The sequence below is a fragment of the Rhodococcus sp. NPDC003382 genome, from assembly GCF_053589135.1.
Genome location: NZ_JBSFRH010000009.1, coordinates 126,134 through 151,788, shown reverse-complemented (window position 1 = coordinate 151,788; position 25,655 = coordinate 126,134). Strand labels below are relative to the sequence as shown.

Sequence of the window (25,655 nt, the reverse complement as noted above, 5' to 3'; positions counted from 1 at the left end):
GCGCCGTCCTGGAACAGCACCCCGAACAGCTTGCGGATCTCGTAGAGCTCCTTGCTCGAGCACTGCAGGATGTCCGTGCCGTCGATGACGATCGATCCCTGCTCCGGGCGGAGCAGGCCGATCAGCGACTTCAGGAACACCGACTTACCTGTACCGGACGGGCCCAACAGCGCGCTGACCTCACCCGCGGGCAGCGTCAGCGTCACATCACCCCAAATTCGTTGTGAGCCGAACGACTTCGTGAGTCCTTCGACCGAGACCTCGACACCCATCGGTTCCCTCCCGTTCGCCGCTGCTTCGGCGCGTGCCGTCGGCAGCGACTGTCAGCGAATCATCATGTGTTGACACAGGTTCGGCACTCTTGCGGCCTCGCCGGGCTTCACACGGGCCGCGCGCTGGGACTCGATGTGACCAAAGTCCCGATCGCCGATAACTGTGATTCAAAATACGAATATTGTCAATCGTTGCGTCGTCGTGTCTCACCCCCGAATTCACCCCGTCTCAGGAGAACTGGACAAGTCGCCATGAAGCGGACATTTCGACGCTCTGCCGACCGCCACTAGCGGCCCAGAGTCGCCGGCTCACCCCGCGCCACCGACACCATGTCTCCGACGCTCACGACCTTCACCCGGGGCCGTCCGGCCGAGCGTCCCTCCCCTCGCTCGAACGCGTCGATGCGACGCCATCCCTGCAGGTCGATGTAGTCGGGGTGGCGGGCGCACACAAGCTCCGCAAACGCCTTACGGTCACAGACCGGCGGTGTGTGCAGGCCGTTTACGAAGTCACCGACGATCGCGGCGGCAGTCTCCGCCGAACACACCTTGTTGGATCCGATCACACCGCTCGGCCCACGCTTGAGCCATCCGGCCGTGTAGACGCCGGGAACGCGGTCGCCGGACTCCGGATCGATCGCCGCGCCCGCCGCGTTGGGGATCACCCCGCGGTCCTCGTCGAACGGCACGCCCGACTGACGCATGCCCCGGAATCCGATCGACCGGAGCACCAACCCGGTCTCGATGTTCTCCAATTCGCCGGTGGCACCCTCGAGCGTATTCACCGCGGTTCTCAGAGACTCGACGCGTCCGTTTCCGAGTACTTCGACGGGCGATCGCAGGAACTGGAGATGGATGCGGCGCCGGCCCGGCGCGGGTTCCGTCGCGGCGTACCGCGTGAGAATGTCGGCTCGAATCCGTTCGAGCGCAGACATTTCGGCACTTTCGGTGCCGATATCGGAGGCCGTCACGTCGACGCCCGGGAGGTCGCCGAGGCCGAGCAGTTCCGGTGTGCTGAACGCCGCCGCGCCCGCTCCCCTGCGGCCGAGCACGACAACCTCCCGAATCCGGCTCGCAGCAAGCGCTTCCAGCGCGTGTGCGGCGATGTCCGTCTTCAGCAGCCGGGACACATCGGACGTGAGAACGCGGGCGACGTCGAGCGCGACGTTGCCGTTGCCCACGACCACCGCGCGCTCGCACGACAGATCCACCCGCAGGTCCGCGTAGTCGGGATGACCGTTGTACCAGGCGACGAACTCGCGAGCGGACATGCTGCCCGCCAAGTCTTCTCCCGGCACTCCGAGTGCACGATCCCCGGTGGCGCCGTTCGCATACACGACGGCGTGGTGGTGGCGCAGAAGATCCTCGTGCGTGAGATGACGCCCGACCTCGACGTCGAGATAGACGTCGATGTTCCGGCGCCCCATCATCCGCGTGAACGTGCCGGCGATGTTCTTCGTGGAACTGTGGTCGGGTGCGACGCCGTAGCGGACGAGTCCACCGGGCACCGGGAGCCTCTCGATCATCGAGATCTCGACGTCGAGGCCCCGGTGCGACGTGAGTGCCTCCGCCAGGTAGCACGCCGACGGCCCGCTCCCCACGATCGCGACGCGCAGCACACCCGCCCCCGCGGACACCTTCGGCAGCTCGACGGCGGGCATCGGATCAGGCGTCGGATTGTCTTGGTAGTAGGCGGCATTCATGTCGACGAACGGCTGCATCTCGGGCGTGAGGTCCTCGGGCGGCACGATCGCGTCGACCGGGCATTCGTCCACGCAGGCGCCGCAGTCGATGCAGGCCTCGGGGTCGATGTAGAGCATCTCGGTGCGACCGCGGGTTCGCTCCTCCGGGGTCGGGTGGATGCAGTTGACCGGGCAGACCGCCACGCATCCCGCATCGTTGCAGCACGGTTGTGTCACCACGTGCGCCATCGTTGATCACTCCTCGTAACAGCTGTTGTTCTTCGTGTCCGGTCGGTCTCACACGATGCGGCGGGCCCGCATGTCGGGGAAGACGTCTCCGATGCGGACCACGTCGCCGGTGGTCGGCGCGTGGACCATCTGGCCGCCGCCGATGTAGATGCCGACGTGCCCGGGGCCGGCGGACTGCCAGTTCCCGAAGACGAGGTCGCCGGGGCGGACTTCCGCGAGCGGAACCTCGACGCCGACGTGCCACTGAGTCTCGGACGTGCGCGGCAGCGCGATACCGGTGGCGGCGTGCATCGCGAACGATGTGAGCCCGGAGCAGTCGAAGCCGCCGCCGGACGGTCCGTCGATGTTGCCGCCACCCCACACGTACGGCAGGCCCAGGTAGCGGAACGCGGCGTCGATGACCCGCTGACCGATGTCGTTCGCGACGGGCAGGCCGAGTGCCCCGAAGGGCGCGAGGAGCCGCTCGAACACGGGCCGGGCGGCGAGGATCCTCGCGACGTAGGGCTTGGTCTGGTTCTCGTAGTCGGGCAGGCCCGACGGCATCCCGCCCGAGCGCAGGACCGCGCCGAGCCCGGCGTTGTACGAGGCGAGCGTGAGTCCCAGGGTGTCTCCGGTGACGCGACCCTCGCTCTTCCATGCCTCGATGCGAGACCAGTTGTCGCACAGCAGGTGACCGGACGCCATCACCGGGTCGGCGACGCCGAGGACATCGGCCTTGCCGTCGCCGTCCGCATCCTTCCCGTAGGCATCCCACGTGCCGGGCATGAACTGCCCCGGTCCACGCGCCCCGACCGGCGAGATCGGCGCGGTGGGGCCATAGCGGAAGCCGTTCTCGACCGAGTAGAGAGCGGCGAGTACGGGCGCGGTGACACCCTCGCAGATCGAGCCGGCCTTCTTCAGCCACGGCGCGAACACGGCGATGGCTCCGATCGGGGCGGGTGACGTGCCGGGGACGATCGCGGGAATCTGCGGGAGAACCGCGGGTGCACCCGCAGCGGGCGTACCGGTCGAGGTACCGAAGTCGATGCCCCACGGGTTGGGTCGCGCCGCGGGGGCCGCGATCGTGGGCGCGCCGGACGGCGCGGGCGATACGGCGACATCGGTCTCGGTGGCCGACGATTCGGGCGTGTGCGGATCGGTCACGCCGGCGAGAAGCTCCTGGGTATCGGCCACAGCCTGCCGGGCCGGGGCCTGCACCTCCACGGGCAGCGAGGCGAACGCATCGTCGAGTTGTGCGCCGAGGTCGGCCGCGCCCTGCTCGATCGACGCGGCGAGCGCGGCCGCGGGTTCCTGGACTTCCTCGGGTACATCGACGCCGAGCACTGCGGTGCTGACGGCGGAGGCCACTGCCACGATCAACGACGACGGATCCACTGTCATGGTGGGGTAACCCTCTCGGATCGATGGAGTCCACGTCGTCGATCTCCGCCTACGGGGCGGGCTGGGATTCTCCGCTGATTCTCGCGGTCGACCGGACGTCGTGGATAACAAGATACAAAGTTCGTATTTTGTTATACAGCATGTGAGCTGGACCACGCAACCAATGCTATGCCATGAAATGGCAACGGCCCGTGGACAATAAGTCCACGGGCCGTTGAAATTCGGACCGGAGGTTGCGGGATTGCTAGCGCATGACCTCCACCGGAGTGGAGACGATCCCGGGCAGAAGGAGGTTGGTGAGCAGGCGCTTGTTCTCGGGACCGGTCGGATCACCGAAGTCCATGCGTCCCACCAGAATCAACTCGACCAGAGTGATCCAGTTGCAGATCTCGATGTCGGTGATCCCCTCCCGGATCTCCCCGCGCTCGCGAGCCGCATCGATGAGCGGAGCCCACATCTCGTACGTCAATCGGGATGCGAGACCGGAACTTCCGGCGAGCGCGGTCCGCCGGCCGGCATGCTCCGGGCTGACGATCAGGCGGATCACCATATCCCGGCGGCCCTGGTCCACGAGATACAGGAGGCCGTCGACCACCTGTTCGGCGAACGTGTCCCGATCCGAGACATATTCGCGGGCCTGCTCGAAGAGCCTGCGGGATCGGGCTTCGATCATCGACGTCATCAGGGTGTCGCGATCACGGAAGTACCGGTAGATCGTCGGTCGCGACACACCGGTTTCCTTCGCGACGTCGTCGATCGTCGTCTTCGCGATACCGAATCTCTGGATCGCGGTTTCGGCTGCCCTGAGGATCTGCGAACGTGCAGCCTCCGGGTCCTCGCTGAGGACACCGTGACGTCGCGCCATGTGCCCTCCTCGGCCGATCGATACCCAGTCCGCCCCGACGATACCGCAGCCGTACCGGTCGGCACGGCGGCGGCACCGCCGTGAGCGGTCGCTCGCCTACCGGGTCCGTCTGCCCTCGGAGCCGGCAGGCGAGCGGTGGGTCAGGCGGTCGGTGTGAACCTGATGGGCAGGCGCATGCAGCCGCGGACCTGGCTGGCATGGAGGACCGGCGGATCCTCCGCGATCAGCGAGTAGTCCGGGATCCGGCGGTGGAGTTCCTCGAGCGCGATGGTCAGCTCGATGCGGGCCAGGTGGGATCCGAGGCACCGGTGCGGACCGCCTCCGAACGACAGGTGCCGGTTCGGGCGACGATCGAGGATGAGCTCGCCCGGATCGTCGAACTCCTCGGCGTCGCGATTGGCCGAGCAGAGGGTCAGGATGAGCTGATCCCCCTCCCTGATCTGCACCCCGCCGAGCTCGACGTCGCGGGTCGCGCGCCGCCCGGGAGTCACGGGTGCTTCGAAGCGCAGGATCTCCTCCACCGCACTGGGGATGAGGGTGTCGTCCTCGATCAGGGCCTGACGCTGCGCGGGGTTGTTGTACAGGTGGATGATCGACCACGCGAGCGCGCCCTGCGTCGTGTGCAGGCCGGCGATCAGCAGCAGGAAGAACATCCGGTACAGCTCTTCGTCCGTGAGGAGCCGCTTGCCACCCTCGAGCTCCACTTCCGTGTGGATGAGCGTGGAGGTGATGTCGTCGCCCGGGTTCTCCCGACGCTCCTGCACCATCTTGTGGAAATAGCCGAACATCTCGAACCCGGCCGCGACCTGCGCCTGCTGGTTCTCCTCCGGGCTCAGCCCGGGCTTGCCCAGGAGGACGGTGTCGGTGGCCTCGGTGAACAGCGGCGCGTCCTCGAGGGGCCAGTCCATGAGCGCCAGGAACACGCGGGTGGGCAGCTCGTGAGCGAACTCCGTGATGAATTCCGCCTCGCCCTTACCAGCGAAAGCGTCGATCAGGTCGTTGGTGTGGGCGCGGATCTGCTCCTCCAGCGCCTTCATCCGGTTCGGGCTGAACAGCGGCTGCATCGCCAGGCGGTAGCCGGTGTGCTCCGGCGGATCCAGCTCGATCGGGATGAACTTACCCATGCCACCGGGGCCGGTGACGAGGTTGTTCGGGTAGCTCGAGAAGGTCTCCGGGTCGCGGAGGACTTCGTGGATCTCCTTGTAGTGCGTGACGATCCAGTGTCCGCCGTGCGCGGTGGAGTACACGACCGGGCCCTTCGCCGCCAGCTCGGCGACCCGCTCCTGCACGGTGTCGACAGGCTGCGCGAGCGTCTGGTCGTAGATGTCGAAGTCGACGACGAGTTCGTCGGGTACCGACTTTTCGGTGGTTGTCATCAGGTGTTCCTCGGGCCGGAATCCTCAGCGGGATTCGATGGTCAGCGCTCGCTCGGGGCAGACGACGGCCGCGGCTTCCGCGGCGGGCACGTCGTCGTCGGACAGAAACTCCTTCAGGAGAACGGGATATCCCTGGTCGTCGCAGTCGATCAGCTGCGGGGAGGTCGAGTAGCACAGGCCGTGACCGGCGCAGGCCGAGCGATCGACGACGAGTTGCCGCGTCTGTTGCCGGGTATCGGACACGATCCGATCCCTCCTTTCGAAAGCCTCTGCGCGCGAAATCAGTTGGATTCGAGCGTGGGCTTCAGTTCGTCCTCGGGGAACATCATCGCGACGCGGGAGAGAGTGCCGCCGTCCGTGGCCGGCAGGGTCAGACCCGTGATGTAGGCGGCGTCGTCCGAGATGAGGAACAGGGCGGCACGCGCGTTGTCGCCGAGTGACGGCGGGCGGTTGAGCTTGAGCGGGATCGGCGAGATGCCCGGATCCCAGGGGCCGGCGACCTCTTCGTAGGACTTGCCGACGACCGGAGTTCCCGCGGGCGCAAGGAAGTTCGGGGACATGCCGTGGGTGGGAGCGACGGCGTTGACGCGGATGCCGTACTTGCCGAGGTCCAGGCTCAGGCCGCGCACCAGGCCGTTGACGCCGGCCTTCGTCGCCGAGTAGAGCGCGATGCTGTGGTAGGCCGCGAAGGACGCTGCCGAGGAGGTCGCGAGAATGACACCGCCACCGTTGGCGCGGAGCGCCGGCACCGCAGCCTTGGCGGTGTAGACGACGCCGCTGAGGTTCACGCCGAGGACTGCCTGCCAGTCGGCGTCGGTCAGGTCCTGGAATTCGACCTGCTCACCACCGGCGACGGACGGGACACCACCGCGCGAGACGATGCCCGCGTTGGCCCAGGCCACGTCGAGCTTGCCGAAGCGATCGACCGTGGTGGCGACCGCGTCGACGACCTGCTGTTCTTTGCTGACGTCGGCGGTGATCGCGATGGCCTCGCCACCCTGCTGCTCGACGAGTTCGACGGTGCCCTTGGCGCGCTCGGGGTCGATGTCGACGACGGCGATCTTGGCGCCTTCGGAGGCGAACAACTGGGAGGCCTCGCGACCCAGTCCGGAACCCGCACCGGTGATGAGAACGACCTTGCCTTCGAGTTTCATGCGAGCTCCTCTGCTCATGGGCTGCTGGGAATTCGGTAAATACACTGGGCGGCAAGCGGTTCCGACCCTCCTGCCGTTTCAGGGCCCGGAGTGGATGCCGTCGTCCCACCTCAGCGAGGGGCTTGCCGCGTGTGACCCAGATTACCGCCACGCTACAGCTGACGTCAATCGAAATTTGTAAAGTGCTTTGTGAGCGATCGAAAAAAGCGGCCGGCCCCGTCCCGTGGAGGGAAGGGGCCGGCCGGGTGGTCGCGGACCGAAAGCCGCTGGGCTGCTTCGAAACCTACCGATCGACGACGGCAGAGGCCGTCACGCGGACTGCGCCACGATGCTGGGCAGCAGGAAGTTCGTGAGCATCCGCCGATTCTCGGGGTCCTCCTCCGAGCTGAAATCCATGCGCCCGACCAGGACGAGCTGGACGAGCGCGATCCACTCGCAGATCTCCTCGTCGGTCAGACCCTCCCGGATCTCGCCGCGCTCGCGCGCCTCCGCGAGCAACGGTGCCCACATCTCGTATGTGAGCCGCGCCGCCAGACCGGTGCTGCCGACCAGCGCGGTCGCGAGATCCATGTGCTCGGGGCTCACGATGAGCCGGACGATCGGATCGTGACGGCCCCGTTCGACCAGGAAGATCAGGCCGTCGACGATCTGATCGGCCAGTGTCTTCCGTTCGCGGAGATACGCGCGCGCCTTGTCGAACAACCGACGCGATCGCGCCTCGATCAGGGCCGTGATCAGTGAGTCCCGGTCGCCGAAGTAACGGTAGACCGTCGGCCTCGAAACACCCGCTTCCTTGGCGATGTCGTCCATCGTCGTCTTCGAGACGCCGTACCGCTGGAACATCGACTCGGCGGCCTTCAGGATCTGCGCGCGCGCCTCCTCCGTGTCGTCACTGAGGACGCTCCCCCTCCGTCGCGCCATTGCATTGCTCCTGAAATGTCGATTCCCGGCAGAAAAGTTTCGTTTGATGATACAAGATGCGTCACTTGTCAACGAGTCGGCGCGGGCCTGCCCGGACCACCGCACCCTGTGACACAAAGCGAAACGCCCCGGGAGGTCGACCCCCCGGGGCGTTCGCGACCCGCACAGGCGGGTTCTGTTCTCGTCGGCTACTCGAACAGATCGGGCAGTCCGTCGGACACCCTGTTCGGGAACTCGGGGTCGCGCTTGCCGAGAAACGCCTCGACCCCTTCCTTCACGTCGTCCGACGTGCCACGGACGTAGATGCCGATCGATTCGGCACGATGCGCGATCTCGGGTTCGGGTGCACCGAGCATCCGCCACATCAGCTGACGGGTCAGCGCGACCGAGACCGGCGCGGTGCCGGTCACGAGTTCGCGGGCGAGCTCGACCGCCCGGTCCAGCACCTGATCGGCCGGAACCAGCTCACGGACGAGCCCACGCTCGAGTGCTTCCTGGGCCGGCACCATCCGGCCACCCACCGTCCACTCGACCGCGGTCGAGATTCCCACCGCCCGCGGCAGGAACCACGTCGAGCAGGCTTCCGGCACGAGCCCGCGCCGCGCGAACACGAAACCGAATTTGGCTGTGTCCGCTGCGATTCGGATGTCCGCCGGCAGTGTCATGGTGACACCGACCCCGGCGGCGGGTCCGTTGATCGCCGCGATCACCGGCTTGAGCGACCGGTAGATCCGCAGCGAGACCTGTCCTCCGGTGTCCGGCGGGGCCCCTCCCGTCTCGGGATCGTCGCCGAGGACGAACGTGTCGCCACCGGCCGCGAGATCGGCGCCGGCGCAGAACGCACGTCCGGTTCCGGTCAGGACGACCGCCCGCACCGAGTCGTCCGCATCCGTCTCGTCGAAGATCGCGCCGAGCTTGTGGCACATCTCGTTGGTGAATGCGTTGAGCCGATCGGGTCGGTTCAGTCTGACGATCGCGATCTCGTCGCGACGTTCGAGGACGACGATGTCGTCGATTCCTGCTTCGGGCACTTGATTGCTTCCTTCCGGGGCCCGCGGACCTGTGTAGGTCAGCGCACCTTGTCGAAACGCTCCGACACGTCCTTGTACTCGGACCGGATCGCGGTCTTCGACAGCTTGCCGCTGGGGAGCCGCGGCAGCGGCTCGTCGCGGATCACGACGTAACGCGGAACCTTGTAATCGGCCATCAACCGGTCGCAGTGTTCGATGATCGTCGCCTCGTCGACACCGTCGCCGACGGTCACGATCGCTGCCGGGGTCTCGCCGAACCGCTCGTCGGACGCCGCGATCACCGCGACCTCCTGGACACCGGGGATCTCGCCGATGACGCGCTCGATCTCGACGGGCGAGACGTTGATGCCGCCGGTGATGATGAGGTCCTTGAGACGATCGACGAACTTGACGCGTCCCTCGGCGTCGAGGGTGCCGAGGTCGCCGCTGTGCAGCCAGCCGTCGCGCAGCGCGGACGCGGTGGACTCCTCGTCGTTCCAGTACCCGGGGGTCACGCCGGGACCGCGCAGCAGGATTTCGCCTTCCTCGCCCGGGTCGGCGTCGGTGCCGTCGTCACGGACGACCTTCAGTTCGGTGAAGATCGAGCCGGAGCCGCACGAGTCCGGGTGATCGAACGCCTCGGCGACGAGCGTCGCGGTCGCGACACCACCGGCTTCGGTCATGCCGTAGATCTGGCGCAACGCGACGCCCTTGTCGGCCCAGCGCTTCAGCAGCGCCGGCGCGACCGCGGCGCCACCGACGATCGCGGTGCGCAGCGAGGACAGGTCGGCCTTCTCGAATTCGGGTGCCCGCGAGATCGCCTCGAAGATGAGCGGCACACCGAAGATCGCCTGCACCTTGCGTTCGCCGAGGAGCGTGGCCGCCCGTCCCGGATCAAGTTCCTTCTCGATCACGAGGGTGCCGCCGAGGACGGTCGTCATGATCAGGCCCCACACCAGACCCGGGGTGAACACGAGCGGAAGCACCAGCAGCGACGTGGAGCCGGGCCGGAAGCCTTCCTCGGTGAGAGTGGCCTCGAAGACGATGTTGAGCAGGGTGCGGTTGGTGCAGATGACACCCTTGGACAGCCCGGTCGAACCGCTGGTGAACAGCAGTGCCGTCGGCTCGTCGGGGTCGAGGTCGACACGGAAGTCGTCCTGCTCGCCCTCGCGGAGCGGGGTGATGTCGTCGAACGTGAGCGTGGCGAAGGTGTCGCCGAGCTCTCGGGCCTCCTCGACCGTGCCGGTGAACTCGGCCGGTCCGATGACCAGGACGGCGCCGGCATCGTCGACCACCTTGCGGAGCTCGGCGGGCTTGAAACGCGGGTTGAGCGGAACGAGCACCGCACCGGCCTTGAGCACACCGAGCGCGACGACCGGCCAGGTCAGCGAGTTCGGGCCGAGCACGCCCACCCGCTCGCCGGGCTTGATTCCGCGATCGACGACGGCGCGAGCGATGCGGCTCGACCAATCCTGGAGCTCGCGATAAGTGAGGGCTTCGCCCGCGACGATGATCGCGTTCTGCTCGCCTTTGGTCTTCGCCCACCAATGCAATGCCGAGCCGACGGTGGTAGCCATGTCTCCCTTGCCTTTCCCGTACCGAGAAGAATCCGAATCGGGTTTGTCCCCAGAAGTTTTCAGCGCGAATGAATCGAGGAGACGGGGTCCTCACGTCGCGTGTGATCCACGCTATCCGCATTTCTGTGAGACGTCAATCAAAATCTGTTACTTGCAAAGCGCGGGACGCTCGCGACGAGTCCCGCAGCCAGTGCCGTCACTCCCCCGACCACGAAGACGGCCACATACGCTCCTTCGGAGGGAATGCCGGTCTCCGCGATCGTGTTCGACGCGAGCAGCGTTCCCACCAGCGCACCGGCCAGCGAACTGCCGAACGTCCGCGCGATTGCGTTGACACCGTTCGCAACACCGGTGTCCCGCAGCGGCACGTGCTCCACGAGCATCGCCGGCAGCGCGCCGTACGCGACGCAGACGAATGCATTGAGAATCGCCACCGCCGTGATCATCTGCCAGGTATGGTCGTGGGCCAGAATCAGGAACACGAACCCGCACACGCCGACGGCACACGCCGTCGCGAGAACCCGGTCTGCACGGAACCTGCGGACCAGGAACCCGCTGATCGCGGCCGCGACGACGCCCACGACCTGCCCCGGCAGCAGATACACCAGACTCGTCACGAGGACCGACGCGCCGAACCCGTACCCCGCGTCGCCGCGGGAGACCTGCACGAACATCGCAATCGCCAAGAACTGCACGAACATCGCGATGCCCACCAGGAACGCGGCGAGGTGCGCCGGTGCCACCGCGCGAGCCGTGAGAAGGGCCGGAGCCACCAGTGGTTCGGCGCACCGTCGTTGGTGCCGGTACCAGGCGACGAGCACGAGGACACCGCCGGCGGCACAACCGAGCGTCGGTACGGACACCCAGCCCCAGGTCCCGCCCTGCGCCGGTGCCAGCAGTAGCGCGGACAGGCCGATCGCGAGCCCGAGTGCGCTCCGGACGTCGAACCCCGCTCCGGCACCGGAACCGGCGCTGCGGGGCACCACCGCCCAGGCGATGACAAGAGCGAGCAGCGCGAGCACCACCAGCAACCAGAACACGCGGCGATAGTCGTCGCCCTCTCGGTAGAGCAGTCCGGCCGCGATCATTCCCGCACCGCCCCCGACGCTCATCGTTCCGGACATGACGCCGAGCGCGGGCGTGAGCCGATGCGAGCCGAGTGCGCTGCGCAGGACGGCAACCCCAATCGGGAACAGAGCGAACGAAGTCCCCTGCAGTGCACGGCCGGCGACGAGCACGGGCAACGAGTCCCACGCAACGCACAGCAAGGACCCCACGAGCACCACGCCGAGAATCCCGAGTAGTACCTTCCGTGGCCCGCGCCGGTCGGCAAGCCTTCCGAGCAGAGGGGTGGAAACGGTGGCGGCGAGGAGATTCGCCGTCACGATCCACCCGGCAGCGTTCGTACCCGCCTCCAGTTGCGTCGCCATCGCCGGCATCAGCGGCACCACGGCGGTTTGCATGACCGCCGTGATCATCACGACGAAACACAGTGCAGGAATCAGCACACCGGGCGGGACGGTGGGGTTGCGTACCCCTCCCCTCGCGGTGGCGAGTCGTTGGGTCACCATAGGCCGGATCTAGAGGTCCAGGGTGAGCTTCGCTGTGCAGCTGCGAGATACGCAAATCATCATGCAGTCGTTCTCGGCCTGCTCGTCTTCGGTGAGCACCGAGTCGCGATGATCCGGCACGCCGTCCAGCACGGCGGTTTCGCACGTGCCGCACGTCCCCTCGCGGCACGAGAACGACACGTCGACACCGGCGCGGAGTACCGCGTCGAGAAGGGTCTCCGACGCGTCGACGGTGATCGTCCTGCCCGATTGCCGGAGCTCGACGTCGAACGCCTGGTCGACGGCATCGGCCGGACGCTCCTTGGCCGCGAACCGTTCGACGTGCAGGGCGATACCGGCACGGTTGCGGCACTCGTTCTCGATGGCCTGCAGGAGCGGCTCCGGCCCGCAGCAGTACACGCCGGTGCCGGCGGCCACGGCGTCGAGCTCGCCCGCCAGATCGAGGAGGCCGTATTCGTCCTGGGGACGGAGCAGGACCCGGTCGGGATACCGGGCGGCGAGGTCGTCGGCGAAGGCCATGCTCGCGCGGGTGCGCCCGCCGTACAGCAGGCGCCAGTCGGCGCCGGCCGCTTCCGCGGCCCGCACCATGGGCAGCAAGGGGGTGATGCCGATTCCGCCCGCGACGAAGAGGTACGACTGCGCGGGCTCGAAGCGGAAGTTGTTGCGGGGACCGGCGATGCTGACGAGGTCGCCGATCTGCAGCGAGTCGTGGACCCACCGCGAGCCACCGCGCCCGTTCTCCTCGCGCAGGACCGCGACGGTGAGGCAGGTGTCGTCGGCCGGGTCGCCGCACAGCGAATACTGCCGGACCGTCGACTCGTCGATGATGATGTCGATGTGCGAGCCGGGATCCCATGCGGGAACGCGCCCACCGTCGGGGTCGGCGAATCGCACTGCCACGACGCCGTCCGCGACGACGTCCTTGCCGATCACCTGCATCTTGTCCTGCTCCGAGTTGCTGTGTGCGGCCATCAGTGCTCCCACTCCCCTGGACCTCGCCTACACGCTAATCTTATGTAATTAGTTTTAGGGCGCGCAAGGCGCACCCGCGACCACACCGCACGCAGCACCGGGAGAACACCGCATGACCTCGACAGATACCGCCCACCCCGCCGACTCGGTCCTCGACCTCTTCAGGCTCGACGGGTCCGTCGCCGTCGTCACCGGCGCCGGCAGCGGCCTCGGGGCCGGCTTCGCGCGCGCCCTCGCCGAGGCCGGCGCGGACGTCGTGATCGCCGCGCGCCGGCGCGACCGCCTCGAGGCCGTCGCCCCGGCGGTGGAGGCCACCGGCCGCCGCTGCCTCGTCGTCCCCACCGACGTCACCGACCCCGAGCAGTGCACCGCACTCGCCGAAGCCACGATCGCCGAGTTCGGCCGCCTGGACATCCTGGTCAACAACGCCGGCGTCACCCATTCCGCACCCTCGACACGCGAGCGGCCCGAAGATTTCCGCGCCGTCATGGACGTGAATCTGTTCGGCGCCTACTGGGCGGCGCAGGCATGCGGCCGCGTGATGAACCCCGGTTCGAGCATCGTGAACGTCGCGAGCATGCTCGGCCTGATCAAGTCGGTTCTCCCCCAGGCCGCCTACGCCGCGAGCAAGGCCGGTCTCATCGGCCTCACCCGGGATCTGTCCCACCAGTGGTCGCAGCGAAAAGGCATCCGCGTCAACGCGATCGCACCCGGTTTCGTCGAGACCGACCTGATCTCCGAGATGTCGTCGGATACGCTCGCGGAGTTCCTGCGCGGCTGCTCGCTCGGTCGCACCGCCACGCAGCGCGAGATCGACGCCGCTGTCGTGTTCCTCGCCAGCCGAGCCTCCGGCTACATCACCGGATCGACGCTCGCCGTCGACGGTGGCACCTCCGGACACTGATTTTCTCGGACACCGATTCCGACGACCAAGGGACGACACACCGATGACGATCTCCACCAGCACGACAAGGCTTCGCGGCGACCGGGTTTCACTGGCCGCCGATCTCTGGGAACCGGCCTCCGAGCAGAAGGGCACGGTCCTGTTGCTGCACGGAGGCGGGCAGACACGGCACTCGTGGCAGCGCACCGGAATCCGCCTCGCGAATCGGGGCTGGCGCGCCTACGCCGTCGACGCGCGCGGGCACGGCGACAGCGACTGGGCCCACGACGGCGACTACAGCAGCGATGCGCACGCCCGCGACATCCGCACGATCGCCGACGAACTCGGGGAACCACCGGTACTCGTGGGTGCGTCGATGGGCGGGATGGCCTCGCTCATCGCCGCGGGAGATCACCCGGGAGTCGCCCGGGCACTGGTGCTGGTGGACATCACCCCGAAATCCGAACCCGAGGGCCTGGCCAAGATCACCGGATTCATGCGGGCGGGACTCGCCGGCTTCGACAGCCTGCACGACGCGCTCGACGCGGTGATCGCCTACAACCCGCACCGGAGCCGTCCCCCGCGGCTGGAGGGACTGCGCAAGAACCTGCGTGAACGGGACGGCCGCTGGTACTGGCACTGGGACCCGCGGATGCTGTCCCACCGGACGAACCTTCCGGAAGCCGCCGCCGAGCGCGAAGCACGTGCACGGGCCGCCGCTCGCGGGGTCACGGTGCCGACCCTGCTCATTCGCGGGGCCCAGTCGGATGTGGTCAGCACCGAGGGTGCGCGCGAACTGCTCGAACTGATCCCCGGGGCACGGCACATCGACGTCGGCGGCGCGGGGCACATGGTGGGCGGCGACGACAACGACGTGCTGAGCCGGGGCCTGGTGGAGTTCCTCGAAGAGGCCGTGCTCACCGCGTGACCGCCGGGTCGACCGGAACGGATACGATTTCTTCCACCCTTCGAGCGGACCTGCCCGGAGGACCGTACTAGCCGAAAGCGAATGATGGCCCGACCGTCGAAGCCTCTCATCAGTCGCGCGTCCGCGGTGGCCGCGTCCATCGAGATCATCGACTCCGAGGGACTCGATGCGTTCAGCCTGCCGCGCCTGGCGAAGCACCTCGGGGTGCGGGCGCCGTCCCTCTACCACCATTTCGCCGACAAGTCGGAGATCCTCGCCGCGGTCGCGCAGGAGATCGCCGGCAACATCCCGCTGCCACGGCGCAAGCCCGGCCCGGGATGGCCCGAGTACTTCGTGACCCTGAGTTCGAACTTCCGCAAGTCGATCCTCAAGCATCGCAACGCCGCACCGATCCTGCTGCAGTACCTTCCCCGCGACCTGCTGATCGGCAGCTACGAGGACACCGCGCAGTTCCTGGAGAAGTCCGGGGTACCGGCCCGCCTGCACGTCCAGATTCTCGACGGCATGGAGCGGCTGACCCTCGGTGCGGTGCTGACCGAGGCCATGCGCAAGCCGAGCACGAAGAACACGATCTTCCCCCACGTCGATCCGGAATCGCAGCCGCTGCTCGCCCGGGCGCTCGCCGAGAACGAGTTCACCTCCCGCCAGCTGTTCGAGGAGATGATCCGCAGTTTCCTGTACGGGGTGATGCGCAGCGAGTCGGCCGGGCAGACCGAGGAACTGACGGTTTCGGCGAACTGAATAGGGCGACAAGCGCAACGATGCCCCCGCGGATCGAATCCGCGGGGGCGTCGCCTTTGTGGAGCCGTGTCAGGCAGGCATGTGGACGGTCTTGGTCTCGAAGAACTCCTCGAGGCCCTCGATGCCGCCTTCCCGGCCGAGGCCGGACTGCTTGTAGCCGCCGAACGGCAGGGTGAAGTCCATCGTCGCGGTGTTCACGCTGATGGTTCCGGTGCGGATGCGCCGCGCCACGTCGAAGCCGTGGTCGATGTCCTCGGTGTACACCGCACCCGACAGGCCGTACATCGAGTTGTTGGCGATCGCGATCGCGTCCTCCTCGTCCTCGTAGGTGATCACCGAGATGACCGGCCCGAAGACCTCTTCCTGCGCGATGCGGGAATCGGGTGCCACGTCGTCGAGCAGCGTCTGTGCGACGAAGAAGCCCTTGTCGAAGCCCTCCGGACGTCCGCCGCCGAGGACGACCTTGGCGCCTTCCTCCTTGGCGATGTCGATGTACCCGAGGACGCGGTCCTGCTGACGCTTCGACGCGAGCGGGCCGAGGAAGTTGGTCGGCTCCCACGGGTTGCCCATCGGCAGGGCGCCGTACGCGGCCTTCAGCGCTTCGATCACCTCGTCGTGCCGCTTGCGGGAGACGAGGACGCGGGTGAGGGCGATGCAGGCCTGACCCGACTGCATGCAGCCACCCATGGGCAGCGTCTGCAGCACGTGGTTGATGTCGGCGTCGTCGAGGATGATCGCCGCGGACTTGCCGCCGAGTTCGAGGGAGACCCGCGCGATGCGCTCGCTCGCCAGCGACATGATGCGACGGCCCGCGGCGGTGCTGCCGGTGAACGTGATGTGGTCGACGTCCGGGTTGGTGACGAGGGTCTCCGACACCTCACGATCGGCGCACAGCACGCTCACGACGCCTTCGGGGATACGGCCTTCCGCGACCAGCTCGGCGATGACGTCCGCGAACACGGACGGTGAGAGCGGTGCCTCCGGAGCGGTCTTGAGCACGACCGAGCAGCCGGCCGCGAGCGCCGGGGCGAGCTTGAACGCAATCGTGCCGACCGGGCCGTTCCACGGGATGATCGCCGCGACCACACCGGTCGGTTCCTTGACGATGCGGGACACGCCACCGCCGGCGCGGGGACGCTCCTCGCTGGTCTCGAACGTGCGGGCCACCGCGGCAACCGCCCGGAACAGACCACCGATCATCTGCTGGGTGGGTCCGCTGACACTCACGGGGACGCCGACCTCGACGACGCCGATGGTGGTGAGTTCGTCGAGGCGCTGTTCGAGGCGGTCGGCGATCTCGTCGATGACATCGGCGCGTTCGGCCATGGTGCGCGACGCCCACTCGCCCTTGTCGAACGACTCACGCGCCGCTGCAACCGCTTTGGCTACGTCGTCGACGGTAGCGGTGCGTACCCGCGCAACCTTCTCCTCGGAGAACGAGTCGACGACGTCGACCCATTCGTCGCCGGTCGAGTCGACCCAGCGACCGCCGATGAACACCTGCTCGCGGTCGGCGATCGCCGGGATCGTCGATGTCGTGGCTTCGGTGGTGGACATGCGTGAAAGCTCCTTCGCTTCAGCGGATGTTGTAGCCGGCGTCGACGGGGAACGTGACACCGGTGACGTAGCGGGCCTCGTCGGAGGCGAGGTAGACGACGGCGTTGCTGATGTCGACGGCCTCGACCAGCTCGACCGGCATCGGGTTCTTGTAGGACTCGTCCGCGGCCACATCGGGATTGGCGGTGAGGAATTCCCCGTATTCGGCGTTGGCGACCATCGGGGTGTTCACGCCGGTCGGGTGGATGGTGTTCACCCGGATGCTGTGCGGAGCCAGCTGTTTCGCGTAGATGCGCATGAGTCCGACGACGCCGTGCTTGGCGGCAGTGTATCCGACCTGACCGGGCAGGGTGTTCAGGCCGATGCTCGTGAGGCCGGCGGCGGAGCTCGTGATGATGATCGATCCGCCCTCGCCTCGCTGGACGAGATCCGGCACCGTCACCTCGAGCACGTGCCACACACCGGTGAGCATGGTGTCGATCGCGTCGTGCCAGGCCTGGCGCTGCTCACCGGGTCCGATGACCGGCATGATGCCGGCGTTGGGCAGCACGATGTCGACCTTGCCGAACTGCGCGATGCCCGCGTCGTAAGCCCGCTGGACATCCTCGAGATTGCGGACATCGCCCACCGACGTGACGATCGAGCCTCCGGCCTCCTTGACCAGACGCTCGGTCTCGGCGAGATCGTCGCTGGTGGCCATCGGATAGAACACGGTGGGGATCTGATCGCAGATGTCCATCGCGATGATCGACGCGCCCTCTTCGGCGAGCCGGACGGCGTGCGAGCGGCCCTGGCCCCGCGCAGCACCGGTAATGAAAGCGACCTTGCCTTCGAGTCGACCCATGATTGTTCCTCTGCGGATTGCACGTCCCGACTGCAGTGCGGGACAACGAATGAATGCGATGAAGGCGGTGACTCACCTCATCGCCTGTGAACCACACCACAGACGGTAGTTGCCTACACCCTTTAGGTCAACACCGAACATACTTCGTAATTTGTCTCGTTGCCGCGAAAGGCGGGCGAGAGGGAGGTTGTGTGCGATATCCCCGAGGATTCCGCACACAACCTCCCTCTCGTCAGGGACGCAGGATCAGAAGCTGGGCACCTCGGCCCACTCGCCGACCTGGTAGCAGGAGTGCTCGTCCTCCTGCTCGAACGCCATCAGCCGGCACATGCGCACCGCCGACGCGTCGTCGGGATCGATGCGAATCAGGGCGATCTGCGCCCGCGCCTCGCGGAGCGCTCCGAGCGCGGTCGTGAGCAGGGCCGTCCCGACGCCCGCGCCCCGGGCGGCCTCGGTGAGGACGAGGGCTCGGATCGAGGCCGCGTCCAATTCGTTGTGCGTGAACAGGGCGGGGTCGTACCAGACGAATCCCACGCACGCCCCGGACGGATCGGTTGCGGCGACGACACTGCCGGACCCGAGGCGGATCTCGTCGGCGAGACGTTCACGCTGGGCGGGCACCAGCGACGCCGAGTCCAGCACCTCGTCGATCGCCTTCGACACCGCCGCGTCCCCGAGCGGCCGCGGCTCGCCGATCGTGATGTCCTCGCGCGCAACCGCCTCGTCGAGCGGGACCGCGAACGGCCCGGACAGGTGCCGGAACAGCGTCCAGAGCCTGCTCACCGCCGGGATGCCGAACCGTCGCGTGAGCCGCTCGGACGCAGGGTGGGTGCTGTACGCCCAGCAGCGCAGGGCCACGGCACCGGTGCCTTCCCAGCCGCCGTCCCCGGTCGTGTCCAGGCCGATCTCCTCGACGAGCATCGTGGCCACCCCGCGCGACCGATAGTCCGGATGGACCACGAACTGCACCGTGCCGAGCCCCTCGTCGTCGACGTGCAGGTGCAGGTACGCCACGATCACCAGCGGGGCGTCCTCCCGGGCACTCAGGTCGCGGCGTGCCTTGATCGGCAGGTGGTACACCCGTGCGCCGTCACGGCTCGTCGAGGTGACGTCGGCGGCGTGGATCCGGGAGAAGCCCGCTTCCTCGTCGTACTCGGCGGCCGTGGCAACCAGCGCCAGCACCTCGTCGCGATCGTCGGGATCCAGTTCCGAACACCACTGATACGAGATCATCCTGTCCGCTCCTCATCTGCCGGTTCGTTGTCGTAAATCTAATGCCCATCGGTATACGGCCGCAATGACCGTAACGCTTCCGTGAGCATCCCCAGGGTTTACACTTAAACCTACTTGAGTTAGATTTAGCGCCATCGATCCGAACCACCGCCTGGAGGCAGCCATGACAGAGGTCGGAATTCCCCGCGAGGAGCGCATTCGCCGTGCGCTCGACCACCTGCGCAACGACACCACCGACGAATACGAGCACCTCACCTGGTTCGAACCGGGCGAATTCGTCGACCCGGCAACGGCCAAGCTCGAACGTGACCGCGTGTTCGGTCGCGTTCCGACCATCGTTGCGCACGGGTCCGAGATCCCTCGCGCGGGAGACTTCTTCACCCTGCAGATGCCGCGGAACAACGTCATCGTCGTCCGCCAGCGCGACGGCAGTGTCAAGACCCTCGTGAACCAGTGCCGCCACCGCGGGGCCATGGTCGAGAAGGAGGAGAAGGGCCGTTGCCGCCTCTTCTCCTGCCCGTACCACCGCTGGTCGTACGACACCGACGGCACGCTGCGCACGATCACCCGTGACAACACCTTCGGTGAGGCCGACCGGGACCAGCGCAACCTCGTCCAGCTCCCCACCGAGGAACGGCACGGCTTCATCTGGGTCGTGGACGACGCCGACGCCACCATCGACGTCGCGGATTGGCTCGGACCCGAGATGGATGCCATCCTGGCCTCGCAGAACCTCGACAAGCTGGTGAGCACCCGCGTCCAGGTGTTCGAGGAGCCCGTCAACTGGAAGCTGATGCAGGACGCGTTCCTCGACGGCTACCACATCCAGTACGCGCACCCGAACACTGCCGCCAAGCACATCCACACCAACGTGATGTCCTTCGAGGACTTCGGTCACCACTGCCGGTTCATGAACCTGCGCAAGACCATCGACCGGTGGATCGAGGAGGATCCCGGCGACCGCAGCCTGGCCGAGCACACCACCGAGACCCACTTCATCGGGCCCAACAGCACCCTGCTCCGCCAGCCCGACCACTTCCAGCTGCTCACCTTCCGCCCGCATCCGAGCGACCCACAGTTGTGCCGCATGGAGATCCGTTTGATCTGCCCGACGGTCGAGGACAGCGGAATGACCGAGGAGCGCTGGAACCGGCTCTGGGACAAGAACGTCGAGATCCTCATCGCCGTCCTCCACAACGAGGACTTCCCGATCTTGCGCGATTCGCAGCGGGCCATGGCCAGCGCCAACGCCGGCAACATGCTCCTCGGCCGGAACGAGGTCGCCAACCAGGTCTTCCGGCGCGAGATCCAGAAACTGGTCAGCGAGAACTGATCCCGAACACGACGGCGGGGCGCCTGCGGGCGCCCCGCCACCAGGAGGCTTTACGTGGAGAGCGATCTCTTCGAACACGACCATGAACTGTTCCGCGATTCGGTTCGGGGTTTCGTCGACAAGCACGTCGTCCCCAATCTGGAGAAGTGGGATGCCGACCGGCTCATCGACCGGGACACCTGGCTCGCCGCCGGCAAGCAGGGCCTGCTCGGTCTGAGCGTGCCGGAACAGTACGGCGGCCCCGGCGAGTCGGACTACCGCTTCCGCGTAGTGATCCAGTCCGAGATCGCGCGGGTCGGTGCGTCGGCCCTGCAGTCGGGCTTCTCGACCAACGACGACATCGTCCTCAACTACCTGCTCCGGCACGCCAACGACGAGCAGAAGCAGCGCTGGCTGCCGGGGTTCGTCACCGGTGAGACGATCGGCGCGATCGCGATGAGCGAACCCGCCGCCGGAAGCGACCTCCGCGGCATCACCACCAGTGCGGTGGCCGACGGCGACCACTGGATCCTCAACGGCTCCAAGACGTTCATCACCAGCGGTATCCTCGCGGACCTGGTCATCGTCTTCGCGAAGACCGATCCCCAGGCGGGATCCCGGGGATTCAGCCTCTTCGTCGTCGAAGAGGGCATGCCCGGCTTCACCCGCGGCCGCAAACTCGACAAGGTCGGCCTGCACGCCCAGGACACCGCCGAACTCTTCTTCGAGGACGTGCGCGTTCCGAAGGAGAACCTGCTCGGAGAGCTCGGTCAGGGCTTCGGATATCTGATGCAGAGCCTGCCGCTCGAGCGGCTCGGGATCGGAATCGCCGCGCAGATGTCCGCGGAGGCCGTCATGGGCTGGACGCTCGACTATGTCAAGGAGCGGACCGCGTTCGGCAAGCGCATCGGCGAATTCCAGGGCATGGGTTTCACCCTCGCGGAATTGCAGACGGCAGTGGAGGTTTCCCGCACCTACATCGACCGGTGTGTGCGCGAGTACAACAAGGGCACCCTCACCGCGGTGGATGCGTCGAAGGCGAAGCTGTGGGCCACCGAGCTGCAGGGCCGTGTCATCGACGCCGGCGTCCAGTTCCACGGTGGCTACGGCTACATGATGGAGTACCCGGTTGCCAAGGCGTTCATCGACGCCCGGATCCAGCGCATCTACGGCGGCACCAACGAGATCATGAAGGAAATCATCCATCGCGATCTGATGAAGGCCTGATCCACCAAGGAATAAGGGGCGGGACCCGACCGATCGGGTCCCGCCCCCTCTTACGGATCAGGATTCCGGTGTGAAGGTGAGGGGCAGCCGCACGCATCCCCGCACCGACGTGCCGTGCATGAGCGGCGGATCACTCTGGACCAGAGCGTAATCGGGGATCCGGCGGTGGATCTCCTCCATTGCCAGCGTCAACTCCAGACGGGCGAGATGCGATCCCAGGCAACGGTGCGGGCCCGCCCCGAACGACAGGTGCCGGTTGGGCCCACGATCGATCACGAACGCGTCGGGATCGTCGAACTCGGCATCGTCGCGGTTGGCCGAGCACAGCAACAGCAGCAGTTGATCGTCTTGCTTGACCTGCACACCGGCGATCTCGACGTCGCGGGTGGCCCTGCGCCCCATGCTGACGGCCGCTTCGATGCGAAGAATCTCCTCGACCGCGTCCGGCACCAGACCACTGTCGTCGATGAGTGCTTGCCGCTGCGCCGGGTTGTTCGCGAGGTGCACCATGGCCCAGCCGAGTGAACCCTGCACCGTATGCAGTCCCGCGATGAGCAGCAGGAAGAACATGCGACGCAGTTCCTCGTCCGTGAGGTGCCGCTCGACTCCATCCATGCGGATCGGCGTGTTGATGATCTGCGCGGTGATGCTGTCGGCGTCTTCTTGCCCCGACCGCACCCGGTCCACGAAGGCACCGAAGTACTCGAACACGCTCGCCGCCGCTTCGGCACGCGCTTTGGCGGATTCTTCTTCGGACGCCCCCGGAATACCCTGGAGCGCAGTATCGGTCCACTCGGTGAACCGTTCGGCGTCGGCGAGGGGCCAGCCCATGAGAGTCAGGAAGACACGGGTCGGCAGCGCATGCGCGAACTCGGCGACGAATTCACATCGCCCTGCGGACGCGAAGCCGTCGATCAGTTCGTTGATGATCGCGCGGATCTGCGGCTCGAGCTCCTTCATTCGCGCCGGTCCGAACAGCGGCTGGAGCGCTTGCCGATACTGCGTGTGCTCGGGGGGATCGATCTCGACGGGGATGAATTTGCCCTGGCCGGCGTCGACGAGATTGTTCGGATAGCTGGAGAACGTCTCGGCGTCACGCAGAATACGGAAGATGTCTGCGTAGCGCGTGACGATCCAATGCCCGCCGTAGTGCGGAGAGTAGAGGATCGGACCTCGGACGCGGAGTTCGGCGGCCTTCTGTTGGAAGACGTCGACCGGCGCGGCAAGGGCAGGATCGTAGACGTCGAAGTCGACCGTCAGATCCGTTGCGATGTCGTGAGTAGTCAAGTAGAACTCCCTTCGAACGCCGATCGGCGCATCGATCGTCCACGGGGTTCGTGACGGATCGATACGCCGATCGGGTGGCACGGAAAGTTCCGACGATCAGGACGCCGGAGTGAACTTGATCGGGAGGCGCAGGCACCCGCGAACCTGGGTGGCGTGCAGGACCGGCGGATCGGATTCGACCAGTTCGTAGTCGGGGATCCTCCGGTGCAGTTCTTCGAGTGCAATCGACAGCTCGAGTCGTGCGAGGTGCGAGCCCAGGCATCGGTGCGGCCCCGCACCGAACGACAAGTGGCGATTGGGAGTCCGCTCGAGATCCAGAGTGTCCGGATCGTCGAACTCGTCGGCGTCGCGGTTGGCCGAGCACAGCATGACGATGAGCTGGTCGCCCTCCTTGATCCGAACTCCCCCGAGTTCGACGTCGCGTGTCGCACGCCGGCCCATGACGACCGCGGCTTCGATCCGAAGGATCTCCTCGACCGCACTGGGAATCAGCCCGTCGTCGGCGATCAGCGCCGCGCGCTGGCCGGGGCGGTTGACCAGATGGATGATCGCCCATGCCAATGATCCCTGCACGGTGTGCAATCCCGCGATGAGCAGCAGGAAGAACATGCGCGTGAGTTCTTCGTCCGTGAGCAACCGCTTGCCGTCGGCGAGGTCGATCTCGGTGTGGATGAGGACAGACGTGACGTCGTCGCCCGGGTTGGCGCGGCGCTCGTCGACAATCTTCTGGAAGTACCCGAACATCTGTTGCGCGGCTTCGGCGCGGGCCTGCGCGGACTCTTCCTCACTCGCACCGGGTTTACCCATCAGTGCGATGTCGGTGGCTTCGGTGAACATGGGTGCGTCCTCCAGCGGCCAGTCCATCAAGGCCAGGAACACACGGGTGGGCAGCTCGTGTGCGAACGCCGAAATGAATTCGGCCTCACCGTCACCCGCAAATCCGTCGATGAGCTCGTTGACCACCGCGCGGATCTGCTCGGTGAGTGCCTTCATCCGATTGGGCGAGAAGAGTGGTTGCAGCGCCACCCGGTAGGCGGTGTGCTCCGGCGGATCCAGTTCGAGCGGGAGGAATTTGCCGTCGCCCGCATTGACGAGGTTGTTCGGATAGCTCGAGAAGGTCTCCGGGTTGCGGAGCACCTCGTGGGCTTCCTTGTAGCGGGTGACGATCCAGTGGCCGCCGTGCGCGGTCGAGTAGACCACAGGCCCCTTGGCCGCCAGTTCGGCGACCTTCTCCTGCACGGTGTCCACCGGGTATGCGAGTGTCGGATCGTAGATGTCGAAGTCGACCACGGGTGTCGACCGGTCGTCTGTCACGGTCATGCTGTCCGCCTTGGTAGCAGATGTATTTCGGAGCAATTCAGGAGAATTCGAGCGTCAACGCTCGCTCGGGGCACACCGCGACGGCCTCCTCGGCAGCCGCGATGTGCTCCTCGAGCTCGAGTATGTCCTGGAGGATCACCGGATAGCCGGAGTCGTCACAGTCGACAACCTCGGGGGAACGGCTGTAGCACAGGCCGTGGCCCGCGCACACCGACCGATCCACGACGAGGCGGCGCGTACCGCGCTTCGTTTCCGTGTCGTGGGCAGTCATGATCGTTACTCTTCGCCGGTGACCATCGGCGGAGGATTGTTCCCGTCCTCCGGGAACATCATCGCCACGCGGGAGAGCGTGCCGCCATCGGTCGTCGGCAGCGTGACACCCGAGATGTACGCCGACTCGTCCGACACCAGGAAGAGCGCTGCGCGCGCATTGTCTTTCAGCGACGGCGGACGATTGAGCTTGAGCGGAATCGGCGACACGGTCGGATCCCACGGGCCTGCCACCTCTTCGTACGACTGCCCCACCACCGGCGTACCCGCCGGGGCCAGGAAGTTCGGCGACATTCCGTGCGTCGGGGCGATCGCGTTGACTCGGATCCCGTACTTGCCCAGATCCAGACTCAGACCCCGAACCATCCCGTTCACACCGGCTTTCGTCGCGGAGTATGCCGCGATGCTGTGGTATGCGACGAACGACGCGGCCGACGAGGTCGCCAGAATGACGCCACCACCGTTGGCCCGCAGTGCCGGCACGGCGGCCTTCGCGGTGTAGAACACACCCGACAGGTTGACGCCGATGACGTCCTGCCAGTCCGCATCCGTCAGATCCTGGAACTCGACCTGCTCACCACCGGCGACCGACGGCACACCGCCACGCGACACGATGCCCGCGTTGGCCCACGCGATGTCGAGCTTGCCGAATGCCGCAACGGTCGCGGCCACGGAGTCGATCACCTGCTGCTCCACCCGCACGTCCGCGGTGACCGCGATGGCCGTGCCACCCTGCTTCTCGACCAACTCGACCGTGCCCTTGGCACGCTCCGGATCGATGTCGACGACCGCGATCTTCGCGCCTTCCGCCGCGAACAGCTGCGACGCCTCACGCCCCAACCCGGATCCTGCACCGGTGATCAGCGCGACCTTGCCTTCGAGTTTCATCGACTCTCCTCTGTTCGAACCTGTGACAGATGAATGGAAGTTGTTGGACGACAGTGCCTCTCCGGGCCTCTCCGGTCAATCGCTACGGCTCGGCGCCGTGACCGCCACCCGAGCAGGACCAACCCGCGAAGACACG

24 protein-coding genes are annotated in these 25,655 nt (G+C 66.7%); 5 read left to right on the top strand and 19 right to left on the bottom strand.

What is annotated here, in order from left to right; all coding sequences use genetic code 11:
• From ACWDUD_RS09305 to ACWDUD_RS09250, 12 genes are all read right to left on the bottom strand, one after another.
• Positions 1-272: ATP-binding cassette domain-containing protein (locus ACWDUD_RS09305; protein WP_450109127.1), on the bottom strand; the 272-nt coding region annotated here is incomplete at its 3' end.
• 287 nt (positions 273-559) lie between these two features.
• The gene (locus tag ACWDUD_RS09300; protein WP_450109126.1) at positions 560-2,203 is read right to left on the bottom strand and encodes an FAD-dependent oxidoreductase; all 1,644 of its coding nucleotides are present in this window, start codon (positions 2,201-2,203) and stop codon (positions 560-562) included.
• A gap of 48 nt (positions 2,204-2,251) precedes the next feature.
• Positions 2,252-3,583, bottom strand: coding sequence for an NlpC/P60 family protein (locus ACWDUD_RS09295; RefSeq protein ID WP_450109125.1), 1,332 nt, complete (start codon positions 3,581-3,583; stop codon positions 2,252-2,254).
• A 244-nt stretch (positions 3,584-3,827) separates the two neighbouring features.
• Positions 3,828-4,448 carry a TetR/AcrR family transcriptional regulator gene (locus ACWDUD_RS09290; RefSeq protein ID WP_248675064.1) on the bottom strand — a complete coding sequence of 207 codons (621 nt, stop codon included), beginning with the start codon at positions 4,446-4,448 and terminating at the stop codon, positions 3,828-3,830.
• A gap of 140 nt (positions 4,449-4,588) precedes the next feature.
• A complete protein-coding gene (locus tag ACWDUD_RS09285) occupies positions 4,589-5,824 on the bottom strand; it encodes a cytochrome P450 (protein WP_450109124.1) in 1,236 nt (411 codons plus the stop codon).
• Between the two features lie 24 nt (positions 5,825-5,848).
• Entirely contained in the window at positions 5,849-6,067 is a 219-nt protein-coding gene (locus ACWDUD_RS09280; RefSeq protein ID WP_248675066.1) for a ferredoxin, read from the bottom strand.
• A gap of 38 nt (positions 6,068-6,105) precedes the next feature.
• A complete protein-coding gene (locus tag ACWDUD_RS09275; protein ID WP_450109123.1) occupies positions 6,106-6,978 on the bottom strand; it encodes an SDR family NAD(P)-dependent oxidoreductase in 873 nt (290 codons plus the stop codon).
• Between the two features lie 309 nt (positions 6,979-7,287).
• Positions 7,288-7,899 (bottom strand): TetR/AcrR family transcriptional regulator, encoded by a 612-nt coding sequence (locus ACWDUD_RS09270; protein WP_248675068.1) that lies wholly within the window; start codon positions 7,897-7,899, stop codon positions 7,288-7,290.
• 188 nt (positions 7,900-8,087) lie between these two features.
• A complete protein-coding gene (locus tag ACWDUD_RS09265) occupies positions 8,088-8,930 on the bottom strand; it encodes an enoyl-CoA hydratase-related protein (protein ID WP_248675069.1) in 843 nt (280 codons plus the stop codon).
• Between the two features lie 38 nt (positions 8,931-8,968).
• Positions 8,969-10,486 carry a class I adenylate-forming enzyme family protein gene (locus ACWDUD_RS09260; protein WP_450109122.1) on the bottom strand — a complete coding sequence of 506 codons (1,518 nt, stop codon included), beginning with the start codon at positions 10,484-10,486 and terminating at the stop codon, positions 8,969-8,971.
• 137 nt (positions 10,487-10,623) lie between these two features.
• A complete protein-coding gene (locus tag ACWDUD_RS09255; RefSeq protein ID WP_197251382.1) occupies positions 10,624-12,057 on the bottom strand; it encodes an MFS transporter in 1,434 nt (477 codons plus the stop codon).
• 9 nt (positions 12,058-12,066) lie between these two features.
• Positions 12,067-13,029, bottom strand: a complete 963-nt coding sequence (locus tag ACWDUD_RS09250; protein WP_450109121.1) for a PDR/VanB family oxidoreductase — start codon at positions 13,027-13,029, stop codon at positions 12,067-12,069.
• Positions 13,030-13,141: 112 nt separating this feature from the next.
• On the opposite strand from ACWDUD_RS09250, the gene ACWDUD_RS09245 reads away from it, so the two are divergent.
• The 3 genes from ACWDUD_RS09245 (at position 13,142) to ACWDUD_RS09235 (ending at position 15,581) form a co-directional block, all read left to right on the top strand.
• Complete coding sequence (locus tag ACWDUD_RS09245; RefSeq protein WP_248675072.1) at positions 13,142-13,933, top strand: SDR family NAD(P)-dependent oxidoreductase; 792 nt, start codon at positions 13,142-13,144, stop codon at positions 13,931-13,933.
• Positions 13,934-13,976: 43 nt separating this feature from the next.
• Positions 13,977-14,840 carry an alpha/beta fold hydrolase gene (locus ACWDUD_RS09240; protein ID WP_450109120.1) on the top strand — a complete coding sequence of 288 codons (864 nt, stop codon included), beginning with the start codon at positions 13,977-13,979 and terminating at the stop codon, positions 14,838-14,840.
• An 84-nt stretch (positions 14,841-14,924) separates the two neighbouring features.
• Entirely contained in the window at positions 14,925-15,581 is a 657-nt protein-coding gene (locus tag ACWDUD_RS09235) for a TetR family transcriptional regulator (RefSeq protein ID WP_197251437.1), read from the top strand.
• Positions 15,582-15,650: 69 nt separating this feature from the next.
• Here ACWDUD_RS09235 and ACWDUD_RS09230 read toward each other — a convergent pair whose 3' ends face one another.
• The 3 genes from ACWDUD_RS09230 to ACWDUD_RS09220 all read right to left on the bottom strand — a co-directional run bounded on the left by ACWDUD_RS09230 (position 15,651) and on the right by ACWDUD_RS09220 (position 19,215).
• Positions 15,651-17,138, bottom strand: a complete 1,488-nt coding sequence (locus ACWDUD_RS09230; protein WP_450109119.1) for an aldehyde dehydrogenase — start codon at positions 17,136-17,138, stop codon at positions 15,651-15,653.
• Positions 17,139-17,157: 19 nt separating this feature from the next.
• Positions 17,158-17,982, bottom strand: coding sequence for a mycofactocin-coupled SDR family oxidoreductase (locus ACWDUD_RS09225; protein WP_450109118.1), 825 nt, complete (start codon positions 17,980-17,982; stop codon positions 17,158-17,160).
• Between the two features lie 246 nt (positions 17,983-18,228).
• A complete protein-coding gene (locus tag ACWDUD_RS09220; protein WP_197251387.1) occupies positions 18,229-19,215 on the bottom strand; it encodes a GNAT family N-acetyltransferase in 987 nt (328 codons plus the stop codon).
• 163 nt (positions 19,216-19,378) lie between these two features.
• Between ACWDUD_RS09220 and ACWDUD_RS09215 the strand changes: the two genes are divergently transcribed.
• On the top strand, positions 19,379-20,548 hold the full coding sequence (locus ACWDUD_RS09215) for an aromatic ring-hydroxylating oxygenase subunit alpha (RefSeq protein ID WP_197251388.1): 1,170 nt from the start codon (positions 19,379-19,381) through the stop codon (positions 20,546-20,548).
• A 54-nt stretch (positions 20,549-20,602) separates the two neighbouring features.
• Complete coding sequence (locus ACWDUD_RS09210; RefSeq protein WP_197251389.1) at positions 20,603-21,754, top strand: acyl-CoA dehydrogenase family protein; 1,152 nt, start codon at positions 20,603-20,605, stop codon at positions 21,752-21,754.
• 57 nt (positions 21,755-21,811) lie between these two features.
• On the opposite strand, the gene ACWDUD_RS09205 is transcribed toward ACWDUD_RS09210, so the two are convergent.
• The 4 genes from ACWDUD_RS09205 to ACWDUD_RS09190 form a co-directional block, all read right to left on the bottom strand.
• The gene (locus ACWDUD_RS09205; RefSeq protein WP_420750332.1) at positions 21,812-23,041 is read right to left on the bottom strand and encodes a cytochrome P450; all 1,230 of its coding nucleotides are present in this window, start codon (positions 23,039-23,041) and stop codon (positions 21,812-21,814) included.
• A 96-nt stretch (positions 23,042-23,137) separates the two neighbouring features.
• Complete coding sequence (locus ACWDUD_RS09200) at positions 23,138-24,361, bottom strand: cytochrome P450 (RefSeq protein WP_197251391.1); 1,224 nt, start codon at positions 24,359-24,361, stop codon at positions 23,138-23,140.
• A 37-nt stretch (positions 24,362-24,398) separates the two neighbouring features.
• A complete protein-coding gene (locus tag ACWDUD_RS09195; RefSeq protein WP_420750331.1) occupies positions 24,399-24,632 on the bottom strand; it encodes a ferredoxin in 234 nt (77 codons plus the stop codon).
• Between the two features lie 5 nt (positions 24,633-24,637).
• The gene (locus ACWDUD_RS09190) at positions 24,638-25,519 is read right to left on the bottom strand and encodes an SDR family NAD(P)-dependent oxidoreductase (protein WP_197251393.1); all 882 of its coding nucleotides are present in this window, start codon (positions 25,517-25,519) and stop codon (positions 24,638-24,640) included.
• Between the last annotated feature and the right edge of the window lie 136 nt (positions 25,520-25,655).

What these genes read in the sequence shown, in the direction of transcription:
- ACWDUD_RS09240 (WP_450109120.1), top strand. Translation starts at nt 13,977, where the DNA reads ATGACGATCTCCACCAGCACGACAAGGCTTCGCGGCGACCGGGTTTCA.
- ACWDUD_RS09200 (WP_197251391.1), bottom strand. Translation starts at nt 24,361, where the DNA reads ATGACCGTGACAGACGACCGGTCGACACCCGTGGTCGACTTCGACATC.
- ACWDUD_RS09255 (WP_197251382.1), bottom strand. Translation starts at nt 12,057, where the DNA reads ATGGTGACCCAACGACTCGCCACCGCGAGGGGAGGGGTACGCAACCCC.
- ACWDUD_RS09270 (WP_248675068.1), bottom strand. Translation starts at nt 7,899, where the DNA reads ATGGCGCGACGGAGGGGGAGCGTCCTCAGTGACGACACGGAGGAGGCG.
- ACWDUD_RS09295 (WP_450109125.1), bottom strand. Translation starts at nt 3,583, where the DNA reads ATGACAGTGGATCCGTCGTCGTTGATCGTGGCAGTGGCCTCCGCCGTC.
- ACWDUD_RS09235 (WP_197251437.1), top strand. Translation starts at nt 14,925, where the DNA reads ATGGCCCGACCGTCGAAGCCTCTCATCAGTCGCGCGTCCGCGGTGGCC.
- ACWDUD_RS09190 (WP_197251393.1), bottom strand. Translation starts at nt 25,519, where the DNA reads ATGAAACTCGAAGGCAAGGTCGCGCTGATCACCGGTGCAGGATCCGGG.
- ACWDUD_RS09230 (WP_450109119.1), bottom strand. Translation starts at nt 17,138, where the DNA reads ATGTCCACCACCGAAGCCACGACATCGACGATCCCGGCGATCGCCGAC.
- ACWDUD_RS09285 (WP_450109124.1), bottom strand. Translation starts at nt 5,824, where the DNA reads ATGACAACCACCGAAAAGTCGGTACCCGACGAACTCGTCGTCGACTTC.
- ACWDUD_RS09300 (WP_450109126.1), bottom strand. Translation starts at nt 2,203, where the DNA reads ATGGCGCACGTGGTGACACAACCGTGCTGCAACGATGCGGGATGCGTG.
- ACWDUD_RS09260 (WP_450109122.1), bottom strand. Translation starts at nt 10,486, where the DNA reads ATGGCTACCACCGTCGGCTCGGCATTGCATTGGTGGGCGAAGACCAAA.
- ACWDUD_RS09250 (WP_450109121.1), bottom strand. Translation starts at nt 13,029, where the DNA reads ATGGCCGCACACAGCAACTCGGAGCAGGACAAGATGCAGGTGATCGGC.
- ACWDUD_RS09245 (WP_248675072.1), top strand. Translation starts at nt 13,142, where the DNA reads ATGACCTCGACAGATACCGCCCACCCCGCCGACTCGGTCCTCGACCTC.
- ACWDUD_RS09225 (WP_450109118.1), bottom strand. Translation starts at nt 17,982, where the DNA reads ATGGGTCGACTCGAAGGCAAGGTCGCTTTCATTACCGGTGCTGCGCGG.
- ACWDUD_RS09290 (WP_248675064.1), bottom strand. Translation starts at nt 4,448, where the DNA reads ATGGCGCGACGTCACGGTGTCCTCAGCGAGGACCCGGAGGCTGCACGT.
- ACWDUD_RS09275 (WP_450109123.1), bottom strand. Translation starts at nt 6,978, where the DNA reads ATGAAACTCGAAGGCAAGGTCGTTCTCATCACCGGTGCGGGTTCCGGA.
- ACWDUD_RS09195 (WP_420750331.1), bottom strand. Translation starts at nt 24,632, where the DNA reads ATGACTGCCCACGACACGGAAACGAAGCGCGGTACGCGCCGCCTCGTC.
- ACWDUD_RS09215 (WP_197251388.1), top strand. Translation starts at nt 19,379, where the DNA reads ATGACAGAGGTCGGAATTCCCCGCGAGGAGCGCATTCGCCGTGCGCTC.
- ACWDUD_RS09220 (WP_197251387.1), bottom strand. Translation starts at nt 19,215, where the DNA reads ATGATCTCGTATCAGTGGTGTTCGGAACTGGATCCCGACGATCGCGAC.